Source organism: Paenibacillus sp. LS1 (assembly GCF_026013365.1).
Classification (GTDB): Bacteria; Bacillota; Bacilli; order Paenibacillales; family Paenibacillaceae; genus Paenibacillus.
The window spans coordinates 1,202,748-1,218,739 of the sequence record NZ_JAPDOE010000001.1 but is presented as its reverse complement, the minus strand read 5'-3'; the positions used below and the strand labels follow the sequence as shown (position 1 = coordinate 1,218,739).

Annotated in this window: 19 protein-coding genes and 1 riboswitch; of the genes, 15 read left to right on the top strand and 4 right to left on the bottom strand. The window is 45.3% G+C overall.

The annotated features are described in order from the left end of the window. Nucleotides 1-115 precede the first annotated feature (115 nt). The 11 genes from OM416_RS05215 (at nt 116) to OM416_RS05165 (ending at nt 10,383) form a co-directional block, all read left to right on the top strand. Nucleotides 116-1,423, top strand: coding sequence for a hypothetical protein (locus OM416_RS05215; RefSeq protein ID WP_264928819.1), 1,308 nt, complete (start codon nt 116-118; stop codon nt 1,421-1,423). A 164-nt stretch (nt 1,424-1,587) separates the two neighbouring features. After that, nucleotides 1,588-1,754: riboswitch (FMN riboswitch) on the top strand. A gap of 322 nt (nt 1,755-2,076) precedes the next feature. Beyond that, nucleotides 2,077-3,180: a bifunctional diaminohydroxyphosphoribosylaminopyrimidine deaminase/5-amino-6-(5-phosphoribosylamino)uracil reductase RibD gene (gene ribD / locus OM416_RS05210; protein ID WP_264927647.1), complete on the top strand. Its 1,104-nt coding sequence runs from the start codon at nt 2,077-2,079 to the stop codon at nt 3,178-3,180. Between the two features lie 58 nt (nt 3,181-3,238). Further along, entirely contained in the window at nt 3,239-3,907 is a 669-nt protein-coding gene (ribE, locus tag OM416_RS05205; RefSeq protein WP_264927645.1) for a riboflavin synthase, read from the top strand. 32 nt (nt 3,908-3,939) lie between these two features. Then, on the top strand, nt 3,940-5,172 hold the full coding sequence (locus tag OM416_RS05200) for a bifunctional 3,4-dihydroxy-2-butanone-4-phosphate synthase/GTP cyclohydrolase II (protein WP_169482039.1): 1,233 nt from the start codon (nt 3,940-3,942) through the stop codon (nt 5,170-5,172). A gap of 102 nt (nt 5,173-5,274) precedes the next feature. Beyond that, on the top strand, nt 5,275-5,742 hold the full coding sequence (gene ribE / locus OM416_RS05195) for a 6,7-dimethyl-8-ribityllumazine synthase (RefSeq protein ID WP_017687651.1): 468 nt from the start codon (nt 5,275-5,277) through the stop codon (nt 5,740-5,742). Nucleotides 5,743-5,846: 104 nt separating this feature from the next. Next, on the top strand, nt 5,847-6,647 hold the full coding sequence (locus tag OM416_RS05190) for a segregation and condensation protein A (protein ID WP_017687652.1): 801 nt from the start codon (nt 5,847-5,849) through the stop codon (nt 6,645-6,647). Then, nucleotides 6,616-7,272, top strand: a complete 657-nt coding sequence (gene scpB, locus OM416_RS05185) for an SMC-Scp complex subunit ScpB (protein ID WP_264927640.1) — start codon at nt 6,616-6,618, stop codon at nt 7,270-7,272. Before OM416_RS05190 ends, scpB begins: the two co-directional genes overlap by 32 nt. Nucleotides 7,273-7,651: 379 nt before the next feature. After that, on the top strand, nt 7,652-8,389 hold the full coding sequence (locus tag OM416_RS05180) for a DUF2953 domain-containing protein (RefSeq protein WP_264927638.1): 738 nt from the start codon (nt 7,652-7,654) through the stop codon (nt 8,387-8,389). A 148-nt stretch (nt 8,390-8,537) separates the two neighbouring features. Continuing rightward, on the top strand, nt 8,538-9,020 hold the full coding sequence (gene ytfJ / locus OM416_RS05175; protein WP_036607830.1) for a GerW family sporulation protein: 483 nt from the start codon (nt 8,538-8,540) through the stop codon (nt 9,018-9,020). A gap of 161 nt (nt 9,021-9,181) precedes the next feature. After that, entirely contained in the window at nt 9,182-9,604 is a 423-nt protein-coding gene (locus OM416_RS05170) for a holin family protein (protein WP_105409163.1), read from the top strand. Then, the gene (locus OM416_RS05165; protein WP_264927632.1) at nt 9,604-10,383 is read left to right on the top strand and encodes an N-acetylmuramoyl-L-alanine amidase family protein; all 780 of its coding nucleotides are present in this window, start codon (nt 9,604-9,606) and stop codon (nt 10,381-10,383) included. Before OM416_RS05170 ends, OM416_RS05165 begins: the two co-directional genes overlap by 1 nt. On the opposite strand, the gene OM416_RS05160 is transcribed toward OM416_RS05165, so the two are convergent. The 4 genes from OM416_RS05160 to OM416_RS05145 all read right to left on the bottom strand — a co-directional run bounded on the left by OM416_RS05160 (nt 10,380) and on the right by OM416_RS05145 (nt 12,363). Beyond that, nucleotides 10,380-10,586: a hypothetical protein gene (locus OM416_RS05160; protein WP_264927631.1), complete on the bottom strand. Its 207-nt coding sequence runs from the start codon at nt 10,584-10,586 to the stop codon at nt 10,380-10,382. The two genes, OM416_RS05165 and OM416_RS05160, sit on opposite strands and share 4 nt — an antisense overlap. Before the next feature lie 180 nt (nt 10,587-10,766). Then, nucleotides 10,767-10,994, bottom strand: coding sequence for a hypothetical protein (locus OM416_RS05155; RefSeq protein WP_264927629.1), 228 nt, complete (start codon nt 10,992-10,994; stop codon nt 10,767-10,769). 175 nt (nt 10,995-11,169) lie between these two features. Continuing rightward, entirely contained in the window at nt 11,170-11,439 is a 270-nt protein-coding gene (locus OM416_RS05150) for a hypothetical protein (protein WP_264927627.1), read from the bottom strand. Between the two features lie 183 nt (nt 11,440-11,622). Then, on the bottom strand, nt 11,623-12,363 hold the full coding sequence (locus OM416_RS05145) for a GT-D fold domain-containing glycosyltransferase (protein ID WP_264927625.1): 741 nt from the start codon (nt 12,361-12,363) through the stop codon (nt 11,623-11,625). A gap of 190 nt (nt 12,364-12,553) precedes the next feature. Between OM416_RS05145 and OM416_RS05140 the strand changes: the two genes are divergently transcribed. The 4 genes from OM416_RS05140 (at nt 12,554) to OM416_RS05125 (ending at nt 15,978) form a co-directional block, all read left to right on the top strand. After that, nucleotides 12,554-13,198: a glycosyltransferase family 2 protein gene (locus OM416_RS05140; RefSeq protein ID WP_264927623.1), complete on the top strand. Its 645-nt coding sequence runs from the start codon at nt 12,554-12,556 to the stop codon at nt 13,196-13,198. Then, nucleotides 13,191-14,282 (top strand): glycosyltransferase, encoded by a 1,092-nt coding sequence (locus OM416_RS05135; RefSeq protein ID WP_264927621.1) that lies wholly within the window; start codon nt 13,191-13,193, stop codon nt 14,280-14,282. Before OM416_RS05140 ends, OM416_RS05135 begins: the two co-directional genes overlap by 8 nt. Continuing rightward, nucleotides 14,266-14,904: a hypothetical protein gene (locus OM416_RS05130; protein WP_264927619.1), complete on the top strand. Its 639-nt coding sequence runs from the start codon at nt 14,266-14,268 to the stop codon at nt 14,902-14,904. Before OM416_RS05135 ends, OM416_RS05130 begins: the two co-directional genes overlap by 17 nt. A 252-nt stretch (nt 14,905-15,156) precedes the next feature. Beyond that, nucleotides 15,157-15,978, top strand: a complete 822-nt coding sequence (locus OM416_RS05125) for a hypothetical protein (RefSeq protein ID WP_264927617.1) — start codon at nt 15,157-15,159, stop codon at nt 15,976-15,978. Nucleotides 15,979-15,992 lie beyond the last annotated feature (14 nt).

The window sequence follows — 15,992 nt, the reverse complement described above, 5'->3', positions numbered from 1 at the left end:
CTTCAGCTTAACTGGATCCAATTATGAAGTGCTTCTTTTATAGAAGCACTTTTTTTATTTTTTATATATCACATATTTGAAATCGATGATTGGAAAGGATGAATGAACCTTGGATATGGTTACCCAGCTAAGCTTGTTAAAACAAATTTACAGTGAGCGCACGTTGTGGGATGAAGAACTGCAGGCATCGCGACATATCGTTCCGGATAGTGTATCCTCGCAGGATCGAGAAGCTCTTGAAGCAGCAGGGCATGAACCGAATCGATTTGTGCGTCCGCAACATGATGAAACGATCACTGAACTGAAAAAACTTGCGGATCAATGGACAATAAATGAAGCAGCACAGGCCTTTGTCTCTTCTTTGTGGTCAGCACCCATGATCTGGCGCTCGCTTCTTACGGGCAAGCTTATTGCAAGCAGTATGCCAAGTCATGAACACACGCCATATCCATCTTCGAGCACTTGTAAGATCTGCGGATTAAGTGTAGAGCAAGCCACCGACACGACGCTGCAATGGTATTGGCGCATGACTAATGGAACCCCGCTGGACGGTGATCCCTTTGGACAAGTACTGGCACTTCGAGAGCTGTCTACAGCGCAGGAGCTTCCAATAGCAAATGAATACGACCGCTGGACATTTCGTGCGGTGTTAACGGTGCTACGCGAATTACCTCCCAAAACACGCTATAGCAAGGCAGCACTAGCGCTCAAGAAGGAACGTCTTTTGCCTACCCAAAAAGAATATGCATACCGTGACTTGCTTGAGACGTTAGCTCTGATTGGCATACTGGATACGCCGGAACATCCCGGAATGATAACTCAATTTACGACTTACATACAGCGTGACGAACGTCCCAATGTGCGGGTTGAGGTACAGGCGCCTCTGGCGTGGTGGGACTCATCTGTCGGAATCAATGAGAACAACCTGAACAAGATATTCCATGATTTTGATCTGGGTAATATATCTCTTGCGGATAAGCCTGAAGAGAATCCAGCAGTAAAGGACACAATCTTAGGTGCATTGGAGAAAAAGAGAAGTGTTCGCGGGAAAGTGCCAAAGGCATCTCCTGATGCAGGTACCGGGGAGGTACAGTCTGGAGATGTGTATGCTGTTCGGGTTCGGGAAGGTGTGTGGGTAACAGTATACTGTCATGAAGTCAGAGACAAACGTGTCATCGTCGAATATCTGGATGGTGTCTTTCCAGAGATGCCGGCAAAAGCAGATTTACATGGAACGTTTCGACCGAGAGCGAATGGACGCTGGAAATGCTCGGCTATTGCTATCGATTCCACAAGTTGGGTCAGAAGGGTGGCAAGAGAGTTTCCGCTTCCCACTTCGCCCCTGCAAGAACCTGACCGCATTCCCTTTCATAATGCCAAAGAATTAAAGCATATGGCGAGCTGGTGTTTTCCTGATATGTAGTATAATGCGATGGATTTAAATGCCTCGAAGTAAAAACCGTGCCTCCTTGGGAGGGAGCGGTTTTTGCTGTTTCTTAGCTTATTAAAAGTTAGTATGTGACAAAAAGGAACAAAAAACAATTGATTTTTTGGCATTAAAGTGCTAACATCCAATTAATAACGAAAGCAATCCTTCAGGGCAGGGTGCGATTCCCTACCGGCGGTGATGCATGAAGTGTAAGGACACAAGTCCAGCACTTGATGCAAAGTCCGTGACCTGTCTGCCTATGGCAGATGGCTGATCTGGTGTAATTCCAGAACCGACAGTATAGTCTGGATGGGAGAAGGAGAGGTGCAGACCTAACAGGTTTGCATTCAGCAGGAGTATTGCTGCACAGTACGGTTTGTGATGTTTTGCACTGTGCAGGGAAGATCCGGATACGCCGGACAGTTCCATACATATGCCACACTATAAAAGCTCTTTACCTGTAATTGATGTTCATTAAGGTATGTGTCTATTTTCACTTGCCCGAAATGAAGTTTTGGGCAAAGTGTTGGCGTGCTGTATCCATTTCACTCCTGCTGTTGACATTTGTCTCTCATCATCCCCATCGAACTGATTGTTCGACGGGGATTTTTTAATAAACAAGACTTTAAACCGCGGGGTGAACGGATTTGGAAATGATCAATGATGAATTTTATATGGCACTGGCACTAGATATGGCGGAACGAGCACAGGGACAGACGGGAATTAATCCGGTCGTTGGATGTGTAGTTGTCAAAGAGGGTCGTATAGTAGGCCTGGGAAGCCATCTGAAACGTGGAACCGGTCATGCGGAAGTGCATGCACTGAACATGGCAGGAAGCGACGCAGAAGGCAGTACGGTATATGTTACACTCGAGCCCTGTAGTCATTATGGCAAGACGCCACCTTGCAGTGAACGCCTGATTCATGAAAAGGTGAAACGTGTCGTGGTATGTTGTGAAGATCCAAATCCGCAAGTATCCGGCAAGGGCATAAGCATGCTCCGTCAACAAGGCATTGAAGTTGAAGTTGGTGTATTGCGTGAGCGTGGAAGACGTATGAATGAAAAATTCATTAAATTTATTACAACGGGACTGCCTTTCGTGACGCTGAAGACGGCTACAACTTTGGATGGAAAGATTGCTACTCGCAGCGGAGACAGCAAGTGGATCTCGAACGAGCCTGCTCGTGAGATTGTGCATGCGCTTCGTCATCGTCACCAGGGAATTATGGTTGGCGTCGACACGGTGATCGCGGATAATCCGGAGCTTACTACCCGTTTGCAAGTGGAAGGTATCAGTCCGGTTCGTATTGTGGTAGATTCCAAGCTGCGTCTTCCTGTAGGTGCCAAGATGGTTAAGGATGGTCTTGCTCCAACATGGGTACTGACAACAGACGAAGCCAGTCCTGAAGCTGCTGAGCGTTTGGAAGCTTATGGTGTTGAAATTATACGCTGTGGTCCTGGACCACGTGTGGATCTGTTAAACGGACTTAGCAAGCTGGGTGAGCGTGAGATCGGTTCGATTTTGCTTGAAGGTGGAGGCACCCTGAATGGAGCCATGCTGGAGGCACGGTTGGTTGATCGACTGCTGATGTTTATCGCTCCTAAGATTGTAGGCGGTTATGATACACCGGGAAGCTTCCGCTTCGAGGGTGTGGAACGTATGAATCAGGCGATTCAATTGAATCAGCTGGAAATCGAACAAGTTGGAGATAATATCAGCATTGGCGGTATTCCGGTGTGGCCTGAATAGATAAATGGATCATAGCAGTAAGTTAGGGTCCTCAGAAATGAACAAGGGAGGCGGCAGCATGTTTACCGGTTTGGTGGAAGAAGTCGGTCAGATTCGGCGTATTGGTCGGAAAGGCGAAGCGATGGTCCTGAATATCGGAGCTTCCGCCATCATGGACGATCTGAAGATTGGAGATAGTGTGTCAGTGAACGGAGTATGCTTAACTGCCACAACGCTGGAAGGTGGAGGTTTTACCGCCGATGTAATGCCTGAAACGTATCGCCATACCAATCTCAGTCAGTTGCAATCTGGCAGTAAAGTTAATCTGGAGCGAGCCATGCAATCAGGCGGCCGTTTTGGAGGGCATATCGTTCAAGGCCATGTCGATGGTACTGGAGTGATCGGCAGTATAACTCGTGATCAGAACGCAATTGTGTTTGAGATCAAGCCGGATGACCACGAGTTGTTCAAATATCTGATCCCCAAAGGATCGGTTACACTGGATGGTATTAGCTTGACCGTTGTCCATACGTCACAGACGGCATTCACAGTTTCCATTATCCCTCATACGATTGGTGAGACTGTACTAAATGTGAAAAAGACAGGGGATACCATCAATATCGAATGTGATATTTTAGGGAAATATGTGGATCATTTGCTGCAGTATGGGAGAGGACATCAGGAGACGGGTGCTGGCAAGCCCCGCAGTATCAGTGAAGATTTTCTCTCCAATCACGGATTTGCATAAATAGAGAACAGAAATACACTGGAGGTGGACCAATGTCAGAACAATCCATTTTGGACACGGTAGAAGAAGCCATATATGATCTCATGCGTGGTAAACCCGTCATTGTTGTGGATGATGAAGATCGGGAGAATGAAGGTGATTTTATCGCTTTGGCCGAAAAGGCGACACCTGAAGTCATTAATTTCATGATTACTGAAGGTAGAGGTCTGGTCTGTGTTCCGATTACACAACAACGTGCGGACGAACTTAACCTGAAACCCATGGTTCAACAAAATACGGATTTCCATGGAACGGCCTTCACCGTCTCTGTGGATCACAAAGATACTACAACAGGCATCTCGGCACATGAACGTTCTATTACTGTGAAAGGTCTGATCGATCCTGAAGCGAAAGCCGGGGACTTCCGCAAACCTGGTCACATGTTCCCGTTGATTGCAAAAGACGGCGGTGTGCTTCGGCGTGCCGGACATACGGAAGCAGCTGTAGATCTCGCCATCATGTGCGGTTCGTATCCCGCAGGCGTAATCTGTGAAGTGATTAAGGAAGATGGCACGATGGCCAGACTTCCAGATCTGCAGGAGATTGCCCGCAAGCATGATCTGAAGCTGATCAGCATTCAGGACATGATTCGTTACCGTAACGAAAAAGAGCAACTGGTTCAACGTGAAGTGGCTGTACGCATGCCAACGGACTTTGGTGAGTTCCAAGCGGTGGCCTATACAAACGCTGTGGACAACAAGGAGCATGTCGCTCTGGTCAAAGGTGAGATTGATGGTTCCAAACCCGTACTGGTGCGTGTACACTCTGAATGTTTGACAGGCGATGTATTCCATTCCCATCGTTGTGACTGTGGTCCGCAGTTTGATGCGGCACTCAAACAGATCCATGAAGAAGGCAATGGCGTGCTGCTCTATATGAGACAGGAAGGTCGGGGCATTGGACTGATCAACAAACTCAAAGCCTACAAGCTGCAAGAGGAAGGTCTGGACACCGTGGATGCAAACTTGAAGCTGGGCTTTGCTGCCGACTTGCGTGATTACGGGATTGGCGCGCAAATTCTGAAAGACCTTGGCGTTCGTCAGATCAGACTGCTGACAAACAACCCTCGTAAAATCAAAGGCCTTGAAGGGTATGGACTTGAAGTCGTAGAGCGTGTCGCGATCCAGATGGAGGAGAACGAGGATAATACCGTTTATCTTCATACCAAGCAAGCCAAGCTTGGGCATATGCTAAAGTTCGATGATATCGAGCAGAACGAAGAGTAAATTCGTTGTAGATGAAAAACGTTTACCATGTAATTTATGGAAGTGATTACTTCGGAATTTCTGTTGCTTACATTATATTATACCGTTAGGGAGATGACTTGAATGCCACAATTTTTTGAAGGACATTTAGTATCAGAAGGATCCAGATATGGAGTTGTTGTTGGACGTTTTAACGAATTCATCACGAGCAAATTGCTTAGCGCAGCACTTGATGCATTCAAACGTCACGGTGTGCAGGATGATGAAGTGGATGTAGCCTGGGTTCCAGGTGCATTCGAAATCCCTTTGATTGCGCAGAAAATGGCGGAGAGTGGCAAGTATGATGCGGTGATTACCCTGGGAACCGTTATTCGTGGATCAACTACGCATTATGATTATGTGTGCAACGAGATGGCTAAAGGGGTAGCAGCAATTAACCTGAAAACAGGCGTGCCTACAATCTTCGGTCTGGTTACCACTGAAAATATTGAACAAGCGATTGAACGTGCCGGAACCAAGGCGGGTAACAAAGGTTGGGATGCAGCTACGGCGGCAATTGAGATGGCAAACTTGACGAAACAGCTAAAATAGTGCTTATTTAATAGTAGTGCCCTGCTTTGCGCAGACGAAAACGGGAGACCGGATTCGGACGGCTTAGCAGGGTTTTGTATTTTTCTGGCGGGAGGATTCGTCTAGTGACGGTAGTTACATACAAACTGGAGACTTTTGAAGGGCCTTTGGATCTGCTGCTTCATCTGATTGATAAGGCTGAAATTCATATCCAGGATATTCCCATCAGCGATATTACCGATCAATACATGGCGTATCTGCATTCGATGCAGGAACTGGAACTGGATATTACGAGTGAATTTCTGGTCATGGCAGCAACACTGCTGTCGATCAAGAGCAAACTTTTACTGCCTAAACCACCGGTCATTGAGGATTTCGAGGATTATGATTATATGGAAGAAGAAGATTATGATCCACGTGCAGAGCTGATTGCGCGTCTGATAGAATATCGCAAGTACAAGGGAATTGCGCGTCATCTTCATGAACGGGAATGGGAACGCAGCCTTATTTTTTCCAAAGAGCCCGAGGATCTGCGCCCTTATATGCCTGTAGAAGCTCCATCGAACCCGGTCGAGGGTTTACACACCTCTGATCTAATTGCAGCATTTCAGAAGGCGCTACGCAAGGCTGAGAAGCGTACAACCGTAACCCGGATCAAACGGGATGAAATTTCGGTTAAGGACCGGATACGGGATGTCATCGGCGCTTTGGAAAGTATGGGGCCTGGGGGCAGACTTTTGTTCTCCAAGTTGATGGATGAGCATATCTATCGCCATGAGATTGTCGTGACTTTTCTGGCGGTGCTGGAACTGATGAAGATGAAGCAGATTGTCTGTTATCAGGAGCGGATGTTTGAGGATATTGTTATGGAGTGGAGAGGGGAAACAAAGAATCATGGATTTTCCGAAATTGAAATCGATTATTGAAGGCCTGCTGTTTTTGTCCGGAGAAGAAGGTCTGAGTATCAAACAAATTGCTGAGATCGTCGACCAGCGAGTGGAGCTTGTAACGGACGCGATTGAGGAGATGATTCTTGAATTTTCACAGCAGGGACGAGGTGTACAGATTCTCAAGATAGCCGGCGTAGTTCAGCTGGGTACCTTGCCTGAGCATGCTGTGTATTTTGAGAAACTGGCGTACTCTCCAGCACGAACTTCCTTATCCCAGGCGGCTCTGGAGACGCTGGCTATCGTGGCGTACCGACAGCCGATTACACGGGTTGAGATTGAGGAAATTCGCGGTGTAAAATCAGAGCGGGCTATTCATACACTTGTGAATAAGGATCTGATTATTGAAGTGGGACGGGCCGAGGCGATTGGACGACCAATTCTGTACGGAACGACCAAGTCATTCCTGGATTATTTCGGGCTGGCTTCAATTAAAGACCTTCCGGAACCAGGTTTGTTCGAAGATTCGGAAAACCTGGAGGAAGAGACACAACTATTATTTAACAAACTGGATTTGCAACAACTGGAACCGGAAAGTGTTGATCCGGCGGATGATTTAAGTCATATCGACAACGAAGACGATAATTTGGACTCTTCACTCTAATTTTGCAGGCTCATACTAACCGACACCCATCAGTGGAGTCGGTTTTTTTGTGCATTATTTTTAGATAAATTGAACTAAAGATTTTACACATAACGGAGAGGACAGAAATAATCTGAAGAAACGGAGTGTTCGCCTTTATCTCCGGATTTACCCTTTAGAGAAGGGAATCAAAAAAATCTGGGGATAACAGTGATCGGAAAGTTATTCTGTCATCGGAGTGACCAGTGTAACTAATCTTTAATCCAATTTGTGTATATAAAAGGTTACGGACCGTTTCCAAACCTATATGAAATGGGATTTTTAGGTCAGACGTGAATTTTTTCCTATCCAGAGTGCCATACTAGACGAGAAAAGAATTGAGGGCTTGGAGGTAAGGCCTGTGTGGATTTGGCTTGGAGGAATCGGTTTGTTGTTCGCATTGCTGATTGCCGCAGTCCTCATCTCAAATGTTCATGTACATTTTACATTCAGTAAACATAAAAGTGATGATTACGCCAATATTAATGTTCGTCTTCTCTATGGAATTGTGCGGATTAACTATGAGATTCCGAGTATTGTTTTTCGCAATATGAAGGAAGGTTTTCTGGTCAAGACCGAACAATCCATGAATCACTCCAGAGGGGAAGCCCAGGGAAGCGAGCGGGTTAACAAACGTAAAGTCAAGAAGTGGGCCAAAGATGTAAAAGTTATGCTAAGGGCGACTGATGCGCTCAAGCTGTGGCTCAAGCAAACACTCACGCATGTACATATGACTGAGCTGTCCTGGTCTACCCACATCGGGGTTGGCGATGCAGCATACACAGCGGTGTTAACGGGCTGGGTGTGGAGTATCAAGTCCATTATCATTGGTTTTCTCACATACCAGATCCGTTTCGATGATACACCCGTGCTTCAGGTTATGCCGGTGTGGTCAGACGAAATGGAGTTCAGAACAGAGCTTGATTGCAGAGTGAAGATTCGGATTACAGCCCTTTTGATCGCTGGAATCACACTACTCACCCGAGTGCTTCAAGTCGAAGGCGGATGGCGGATGTGGCTTAAGCTTCTTCAAGAACAACGACGCAAGCGTAAGGAGAAGCGAAAGCAAAAGCAAAAGCTTAGTGGAACAACACAATAAATTTCCATCATATCAGGTCTGTTTTTGAAAATGTGGGGTTGGAGTACACAGCGTATACTTCAATTGCTTATTTACATAAGTCCCTTCAAGTTTGGGGATGATATGGTTAGATCAAACCTAGCTTACATTGAAACTGGAGGGAATTAAAATGTCAGATCATCCAATTCAAGGCTTAATGGAAACCGCAATGGAGAATATCAAGGCCATGGTGGATGTCAATACAATTGTTGGCGATGCAGTCGAAACACCAGATGGGACCGTAATTCTGCCGATCAGTAAGGTTGGATTCGGATTTGCTGCCGGTGGTAGTGATTTTCACGTTAATGGAGAAAGTAGTGGCAAAAGTGGTGCTACGGGCACCTCTGCTGAACATGCGAGTTCAGCTAAAGTTGCTTCTCCGTTTGGTGGCGGTAGCGGCGGCGGTGTATCCATACGTCCTATTGCGTTCCTGGTCGTAGGTAAACAGGGGGTACACATTGTACCACTCGATAACTCCACACATCTGTTTGAGAAACTTATTGACTCCACCCCTTATGTTTTGGACCGAATTCAAGGCATGTTCCAACGTAATACAACGCCAACGAATACAACAGGTGTACCCGTTACACCAGATCCATCAACCTATAGCTGAATCCTTTCGTCATGATCCCTCCCGCATCCCAGCGAGAGGGTTTTTTTGCTGTTTGTTTAGCGAATGGTGAGTGTTTTTTCAGAGGTTTCTGTCTGGTATGAGACTTATGTCTGTGATCCGCCTAACCTAGACATGAAATAGGTTATTGAGGGGGAACGTTAATGCACAGAGACACCGTTTTTATGGTTTTGTTTGGTTGGCTGCTATCAGCAGTCGTGTATTTGGTAGGGGGAATTGATCACCTGTTTATTGCAGTGACCATCTTTGTTGGGCTGGATTACATCACAGGGGTGTTGTCTGCATGGTATAGGAAGGAATTATCCAGCAGGGTTGGATGGTGGGGGCTTGCTCGTAAGTCATTGACATTTGTCTTTGTCATTATTGCACATCAACTGGATATGGTTGCAGGCAATTCCAATGATTTTATGCGAGATGCAATGTTAATGTTCATTATTGGTACAGAAGGAATTAGTATTTTGGAGAACATGGGGAAACTGGGCCTGCCTGTACCGAAGTTTATCACTTCAGCTCTATTTAAGCTTCGAGGTAATGAAGATCAAGTTGAAGACAAGGAGAAGATGTAATGATACAGATCACCAAGGATTACATACCTGTTAATAAATACAGTCGAGCCGGACTGAAATTAAAAGCGAAACGTGGAATTGTGATGCATTATACGGCTTCTCCCGGAGCGCCCGCGAAGAACATTAGCAAATACTTTGCAAGTTTGGCACAGCAAGATTCAAATAAAGCAGTGCAAAGCCGTTATGCAAGCGCACATTTCTCGGTAGATCGAACTTCGATATATAACAGTCTACCGGATGATGAACTGGCCTACCACTGCGGGAGCACAACGTACACGAAGGAAGCGCTAGCCAAGCTTGGGACATATCCAAACAATAGTACAGTGGGCATTGAGATGTGCATTGAAAAGGATGGCAGTATCCATGAAGATACATTCAATAACGTTGTAGACCTCGCGGTATACCTAATCAGGGAACGGGGCTTCCCACCCGTCTTCTTCACCCATAAAGAAGTCGTAGGATGGAAGGAATGTCCACTCCCATGGATTAAACAACCAGGTGAATATGAGAGATTCAAGCAAGCAGTACATACAAAATTAAACCCACTGCAAGAAATAGCAGTCACGGAGGATGATGATATGAATACCGTTCTGGATTACGCACAATGGGCCTGGAATGAACTTGATCAGTACATCGGAGATGCCTACAACGACAAAGTAATTGACGATTGGGCATGGGTAGAGAAGGTACGTAAGAAGAAGTTGACTTATGGAGAGTTACTGTTGCTGAAGGTTTTAATTGATGAGCGCAGACGCAAAAAAAGCCTGACCAAAGTCTAAAGTGTATCTTGAATAAGGCTATGCCTGCTAGTTAACCAGGAGTTAAAGTGAGAGGGATCTTTCAAAAAATAATAATGTTGTATAATCACGATATGATCAGGATACTCAAGTTCATATTGGGTCTGAATCGAGGATGCATCGACGACTCCAATTACAGCGAGTTGATTCGTTTCGATCACATGTGTTGGTTTGGCTGGGCTCATACAACCATCCTTTCGTTTATTAAGTCAGAGTCAACAGGGGCGATGAAGATGTCCATGGTCCCTAGATGACCTATACGAGGCAGGATGGGGAAGGTTAAGCTGATCAAGATCAAAACGGGTTCAAAATTCAAAAAAAACAGAACCCCACGTCGAATGTGATGTGGGGTTCTGTTTATGTAACTACTCCTTTGAGAAGGTGTCCAGGGCCTCATCTGTAAGATGGAGTTCTGCGAAAGCCCTGCATATCTTTTGGAAAGATCTAATGGTATTTGTCTCGTACAACATCTCAATGGGATCAAAACCTAACATGACAAGCGAATCCACAAGTTCTGTCTGATCTACTTCTGTATGGTGGAGCGCTTCAAGCATGTTTTCAATAACTGCTAAAAATAAAATGGCTTTATTCACTGTCTCGATTGGTGTCCCCTCCTTCGTAATACTACTAGGATAAGCGGAGGAGGACAGAAAATAACGAGAAATTCCAATTTCTCAGTGATGAATCTATTCAATCTAAAAGTGTGGAGAGAATAACTGGTTGTTGTAAATTAAAATCTGATGATAAGCTCTCCCTTTGTATGTAAGATTAAGCTTTTTCGTTTACTTCGTGGAGAATGGAATCAATTAATTCATCATCAATCAGACTGCTAGCTTTTTCGAGTGCCAACAGAATACCTTGCGGTTGTTCAAAAAAGACTGTAGAGAGAATAGGGGCAACCTCATCTAGATTAATCTTCCCGGCTTTGACCATACTGATCAAGGCAACAACGATCTCGTGTCCCTCTACGTTACCTTCCATAAATCTTGTTCTTAAATGAGTTGCTACTGTTTCGGTCTTTGACTGCGAGTGCGCCATTACATTTCCCTCCAACGGTTTGAATATCTTAGCAGAGCTCCTCTTCATGCAAGTCTAAACCAGGTTAGATTAGGAGTTATCTTAACAATAATAAGGCAGATAGTTTAAATTATCAACAGCCACTAAGGAGATAAAATTCGATTAGAATCACAGTATTATCCAGTAAAAAAGACCCGGAGAGGGTCATTTTTTGGGTCTGCCTTCCCAATAGTCGGGAAATCCGTTGTAATCCCAGGCGTTCAGATTTTCGGTGTCGGCTTGAATGGCAACATCTGCTCCAGAACCAAAATCCACACCTACGGTGTGCAGTTCTTTCGCCTTAATAGTTAGCACTTTGCCGGGTGCACCTGCGCATACCAGAGCGAGCTTCCACGGTGTCTGTTGGAATATATGTTCCATTTGTTTGGATGCCGTGCTCACATGAGACCACGAGGGACAGTCCACCGTTCCCACGATGCTTGTCCACCCGTATCTCCGCTCCAGCACTTCTCTATACTGCTCAGCCTTGGCTCCACAGATCAGAATAGGCATGGTCTTGAATGTTTCATAGAATAACTTGAATCGGGCAATGTAATTATTCTCAAAAGCATAGAAGGTTTCCTTGGGTTCAACCTTGTAATATGCAAGGCACATATCGAATAACGGTTTGAAATACCAGTGATCTGTCTGGATCAGATGTCCGACGTAATCCGCTTTTCGCAGACAGTGTACAATAATTTCTCTCGCACTCGCATTGGGTAAGGTTATCCCGCAATAGGTAGGATCGTTCAACCAGCCGTAATGTGACTTGATGAAATCCATAGTCAAAACGGTATCGTGAGCCAGAATAGTGTTGGAAGCATCCCCAAATCGAACAGAAGCATGGGCCTCTCCATCAGAGGCCATTTGAAACCAGTTACGGATTAATTCGACACTCCCCAGCATGCCAGTCACCTTCTTCCCATGTGTGAATAATGGTTTCTTTGGTATACATATTCATCAACTCCTTCTGTACTAGAATAGGAAAAATACTTCGTTCTCTCTCTTCTTTTGAGGAATCACTCCTTTTTTGTTCAACGTGGGAAGGATATTGAGGAACGGTCTAGACTATGTAAAAAGGGAGAGGGGATGGACTGTGAAAAACGTATTTATAGGTAGTCCTGTGCGAAATCGGGCTTGGATTATGGAACGGCACCTGCAGTCGCTTGAGCAACAAGCAGTGCAGAAGCATTATATGTACATCCTGAATGATAGTGAAGATCAGACGGAAAACATCCTTAATGATCATCAGATTCCTTATCTGACTCACAATCTGGGGAGAACATATGGTCATATGCGTGGGCAATATTCCTATCATAATCTGGCGTTGTTGAGAAATATGCTTCTGGATGAGTTTCTGAAATCGAACTGTGATTATCTGTTCTCGATTGATACGGATATCATCATTCCTGAGCATAGCCTGCAGCAGTTAATGGATAATGACAAGGATGTGTGCTCCATGCTTATACGCAATCATCCAAAGTTGAAGGCTCATAATGCCATGATCGGCGGAAAACATATACCTGAATTCAAAGCGGGTTTGTTCCCGGTAGATCTGACAGGTGCCGTATATTTGATTAAGCGTGAAGTGATCGAAGCAGGGGTTCGATATGGTTCCCATCCAACAGGGGAAGATGCACCATTCTGTGAGCAAGCACGAATACTGGGGTTTGAACTATTTGCGGATACTCGGTTGCGTCCCGTTCATGCTTATGCGGAAGGGGTGGAGTTGATTGCTTAATTGGCTGCTTCGTAGGAAGCAACGAGAAAATCCGGTTTTTGAAAGTATAGAAATGACCATTGTCTACCCGCCCGCACTCGACTGGAACCTCTTGTTTCAGCGTCCTCAGCAAATGATGACCGCCTTCTCCAATATTCCAGGTATACGGGCTATCTTTATCAATGAAGAAACGTACAGAAAGCAGAGCCGTCCGATTGAAAAGTTAAATGAAGATCTGTTTCTTGTGCAAAAAGGCGTGAATTACGATCATCTGGTCAAAGGAAAAAAGGTGCTCTGGTTCTCCAATCCAGGCCAGTACAATTATTCGGATGGACGGAAGTTTGATTTTACCGTATTTGATTACCTGGATAATTCGGCTGACGAGTTTGCTGTGTGGAAATCCTACATCCCGAAATGTTTTGACCGTGCGGATCTTATTGCTACGACTGCCAAGGTGATGTATGAAGCCCACAAACATGACGGCAAACCGATCTTTATGTGCCCTAATGGGGCAGATTACCAACATTTTCAGAAATCGCGTGCAGTTCTACCCAAACCGGCGGACTTCCCCGAGGTTCAAGATGGGCAAAAGGTTGTGGGTTTCCATGGAGCAATGGCGTCATGGGTGGATTATGCGCTGATTACGGCTATTGCAGATAAGGGTTATCGTGTCGTTCTGATTGGAAACAATGCCCTCTATCAAAAAAATATTGTGCATCCCAATGTGACTTGTCTTCCGCACAAAGATTATAAAGTGCTTCCCGCCTACATTGCTCAATTCGATGTCTGTATCGTGCCATTCAAGTTGACAGAGATGATCCGGGGCTGCGATCCGATCAAGTATTATGAATATTTGTCTGCGGGTAAACCTGTGTTGACGACGCGTATGGAGGAAATTGTTCATAAGTACAGCGATGTAACTTACTTTATGAATCAGCATAATTGCGGAGTGATGTTGGAGAGAGCGATTCGGGAGAATAGTGCTTCCAAAATTGCAGCACGAGTAAGGGTGGCTAAGTCTAATAGCTGGGATGGCAGGGCAATGGATGCTGTGAAGATGATTAATCAGGTCATGGGAGGCAGAAATAATGAAAAAGATATTTAAACGAATGTTTGGTAGCCAGGCGACCACACCGACAATTGAGTTTGAAAAAATAGAGATTGATGCGACGGAGTTCAATGTTACGACATACACCCCAAAAACGGATACAACGATTGTATATCTGCCTGCGATCGATTTCCATAGTGAACGATTCGGGCGTCGACCACAGCGGCTGTTAAAAGCACTCGCGGAAGTAGGCTACAATGTAATATATATCAACTCGAGTGATGAGTTCTATCAGGTTGAAGCCTTGGAGTATCCATATCCTGAGCTTCCAAACTTTGTCGTGGCCCGTGTAGGACAGAATGTCCGTACGCTGTTTCAAGGTGATCGCGTGATCTACTGGGTGAACGATAGTCGGCTGGCAAGTTCTGTCGAGACAGCCTATCCTGATCTGGTCGTATTTGATTCGTTGACCGATCCCGATCAATATGAGAAGCACAAACACAAGATGGAAGCAGTTGCTGACGTTGTCTTCATTACACCCGAGAGAATCTATGAGCATGGAAAATATTGCTCGCATATTCATCTGGTTACTGCCGATGAATTTGAGATCAAAGAACGAGCAGAACAGGTAGCCCAAATTATAGATGCTTTGCCAAACAGAATGGCCCCTCTGATGTAGGGGTCTTTTCTTTGACCTTATAGGAGGCTGTTCCTTTTCCAAAGAATACGGGGCTAATCGTGCTTCAATATATTTCGTTTACATTATCGTTAGGGAATGAAGATAGCGTTCTACACTATAAAAAGCAGAGACGGTGAATAGCCAGACGGATTAAAGAAGGATCTCCCGATCATCAAGTCCTTTAACCTGATCCCGGCTTAAGCAAGTCTCCGTAGCTAAAAATACATACTATCCTAAGGAGTGGACTGTTCAATGGCTAAAAAAATGATTATCAAAGGTGTAGGTACGTTCATGGCTAAACGCCTTCCAAAAGATCCGATGGGCGAAATTGAGGTAGTTACCCTGGGTACCCTGCAAGATCTGAAAATTGACCTTAACGTGGAGCTTGAGGACATCTTTGGTGGTGACGGGCTGTTCGCCATTGATGTACTGGTGAAGTCGAAATCGATCGAAGTATCGGCAACAGATGCCAAATTCGATCTGGATGCGATCCAGCTGATGATGGGTTCAACAGTACAAGAGCAAGTGAAGTCTTATGTATGGGTGCTGAATGAGCAGTCTACAGTGGCTGCAGGCGTATCCAATTCTGGATTTGCTGAAGCCAAACCGAAGCATGCGAGTGATATCTATGGAAGTAACGGTGACATTACGGTTCGTCTCAAAGATTCCAACACGTTGCTGAAACAACTCACTACTAAAGGAACAGCCGTGGAACCAAATGCATTCTTCTACGACGAAGCGAATGGTGTAATCATCCTGAATGCTGCCCATATCGGTAAAGAGATTGTGTTGAACTACAAACGAGATCAAATTGTAGACATGGTTGATCTGTTGGTTGACGAAGTACCGTTCCCGATCTCTGTCATTCATCACGGTACGTTCCAGCAAAAAGATGGTTCCTATGCAGGTGTTGAAACCGAGCTGTACATGTGCCGTGCAAAAGGAACATTCAGCATCAATGCCCAGCGCGCTGCCGCTTCTGCATCTGCAATCTCCTTGCAGATTCTTGATCCTGAACGTGCTGACGGAAAAATCGGCAGTATCAAACGCTTCAGCGCACCAAGCAAGATCTAATATCTAAATAAGGT

Excerpts from the sequence above, each read along its gene's own strand:
- OM416_RS05215 (WP_264928819.1), top strand. The coding sequence starts at position 116 with ATGGTTACCCAGCTAAGCTTGTTAAAACAAATTTACAGTGAGCGCACG.
- ribE (WP_264927645.1), top strand. The coding sequence starts at position 3,239 with ATGTTTACCGGTTTGGTGGAAGAAGTCGGTCAGATTCGGCGTATTGGT.
- OM416_RS05200 (WP_169482039.1), top strand. The coding sequence starts at position 3,940 with ATGTCAGAACAATCCATTTTGGACACGGTAGAAGAAGCCATATATGAT.
- ribE (WP_017687651.1), top strand. The coding sequence starts at position 5,275 with ATGCCACAATTTTTTGAAGGACATTTAGTATCAGAAGGATCCAGATAT.
- scpB (WP_264927640.1), top strand. The coding sequence starts at position 6,616 with ATGGATTTTCCGAAATTGAAATCGATTATTGAAGGCCTGCTGTTTTTG.
- ytfJ (WP_036607830.1), top strand. The coding sequence starts at position 8,538 with ATGTCAGATCATCCAATTCAAGGCTTAATGGAAACCGCAATGGAGAAT.
- OM416_RS05170 (WP_105409163.1), top strand. The coding sequence starts at position 9,182 with ATGCACAGAGACACCGTTTTTATGGTTTTGTTTGGTTGGCTGCTATCA.
- OM416_RS05165 (WP_264927632.1), top strand. The coding sequence starts at position 9,604 with ATGATACAGATCACCAAGGATTACATACCTGTTAATAAATACAGTCGA.
- OM416_RS05160 (WP_264927631.1), bottom strand. The coding sequence starts at position 10,586 with ATGAGCCCAGCCAAACCAACACATGTGATCGAAACGAATCAACTCGCT.
- OM416_RS05150 (WP_264927627.1), bottom strand. The coding sequence starts at position 11,439 with ATGGCGCACTCGCAGTCAAAGACCGAAACAGTAGCAACTCATTTAAGA.
- OM416_RS05145 (WP_264927625.1), bottom strand. The coding sequence starts at position 12,363 with ATGCTGGGGAGTGTCGAATTAATCCGTAACTGGTTTCAAATGGCCTCT.
- OM416_RS05130 (WP_264927619.1), top strand. The coding sequence starts at position 14,266 with ATGAAAAAGATATTTAAACGAATGTTTGGTAGCCAGGCGACCACACCG.
- OM416_RS05125 (WP_264927617.1), top strand. The coding sequence starts at position 15,157 with ATGGCTAAAAAAATGATTATCAAAGGTGTAGGTACGTTCATGGCTAAA.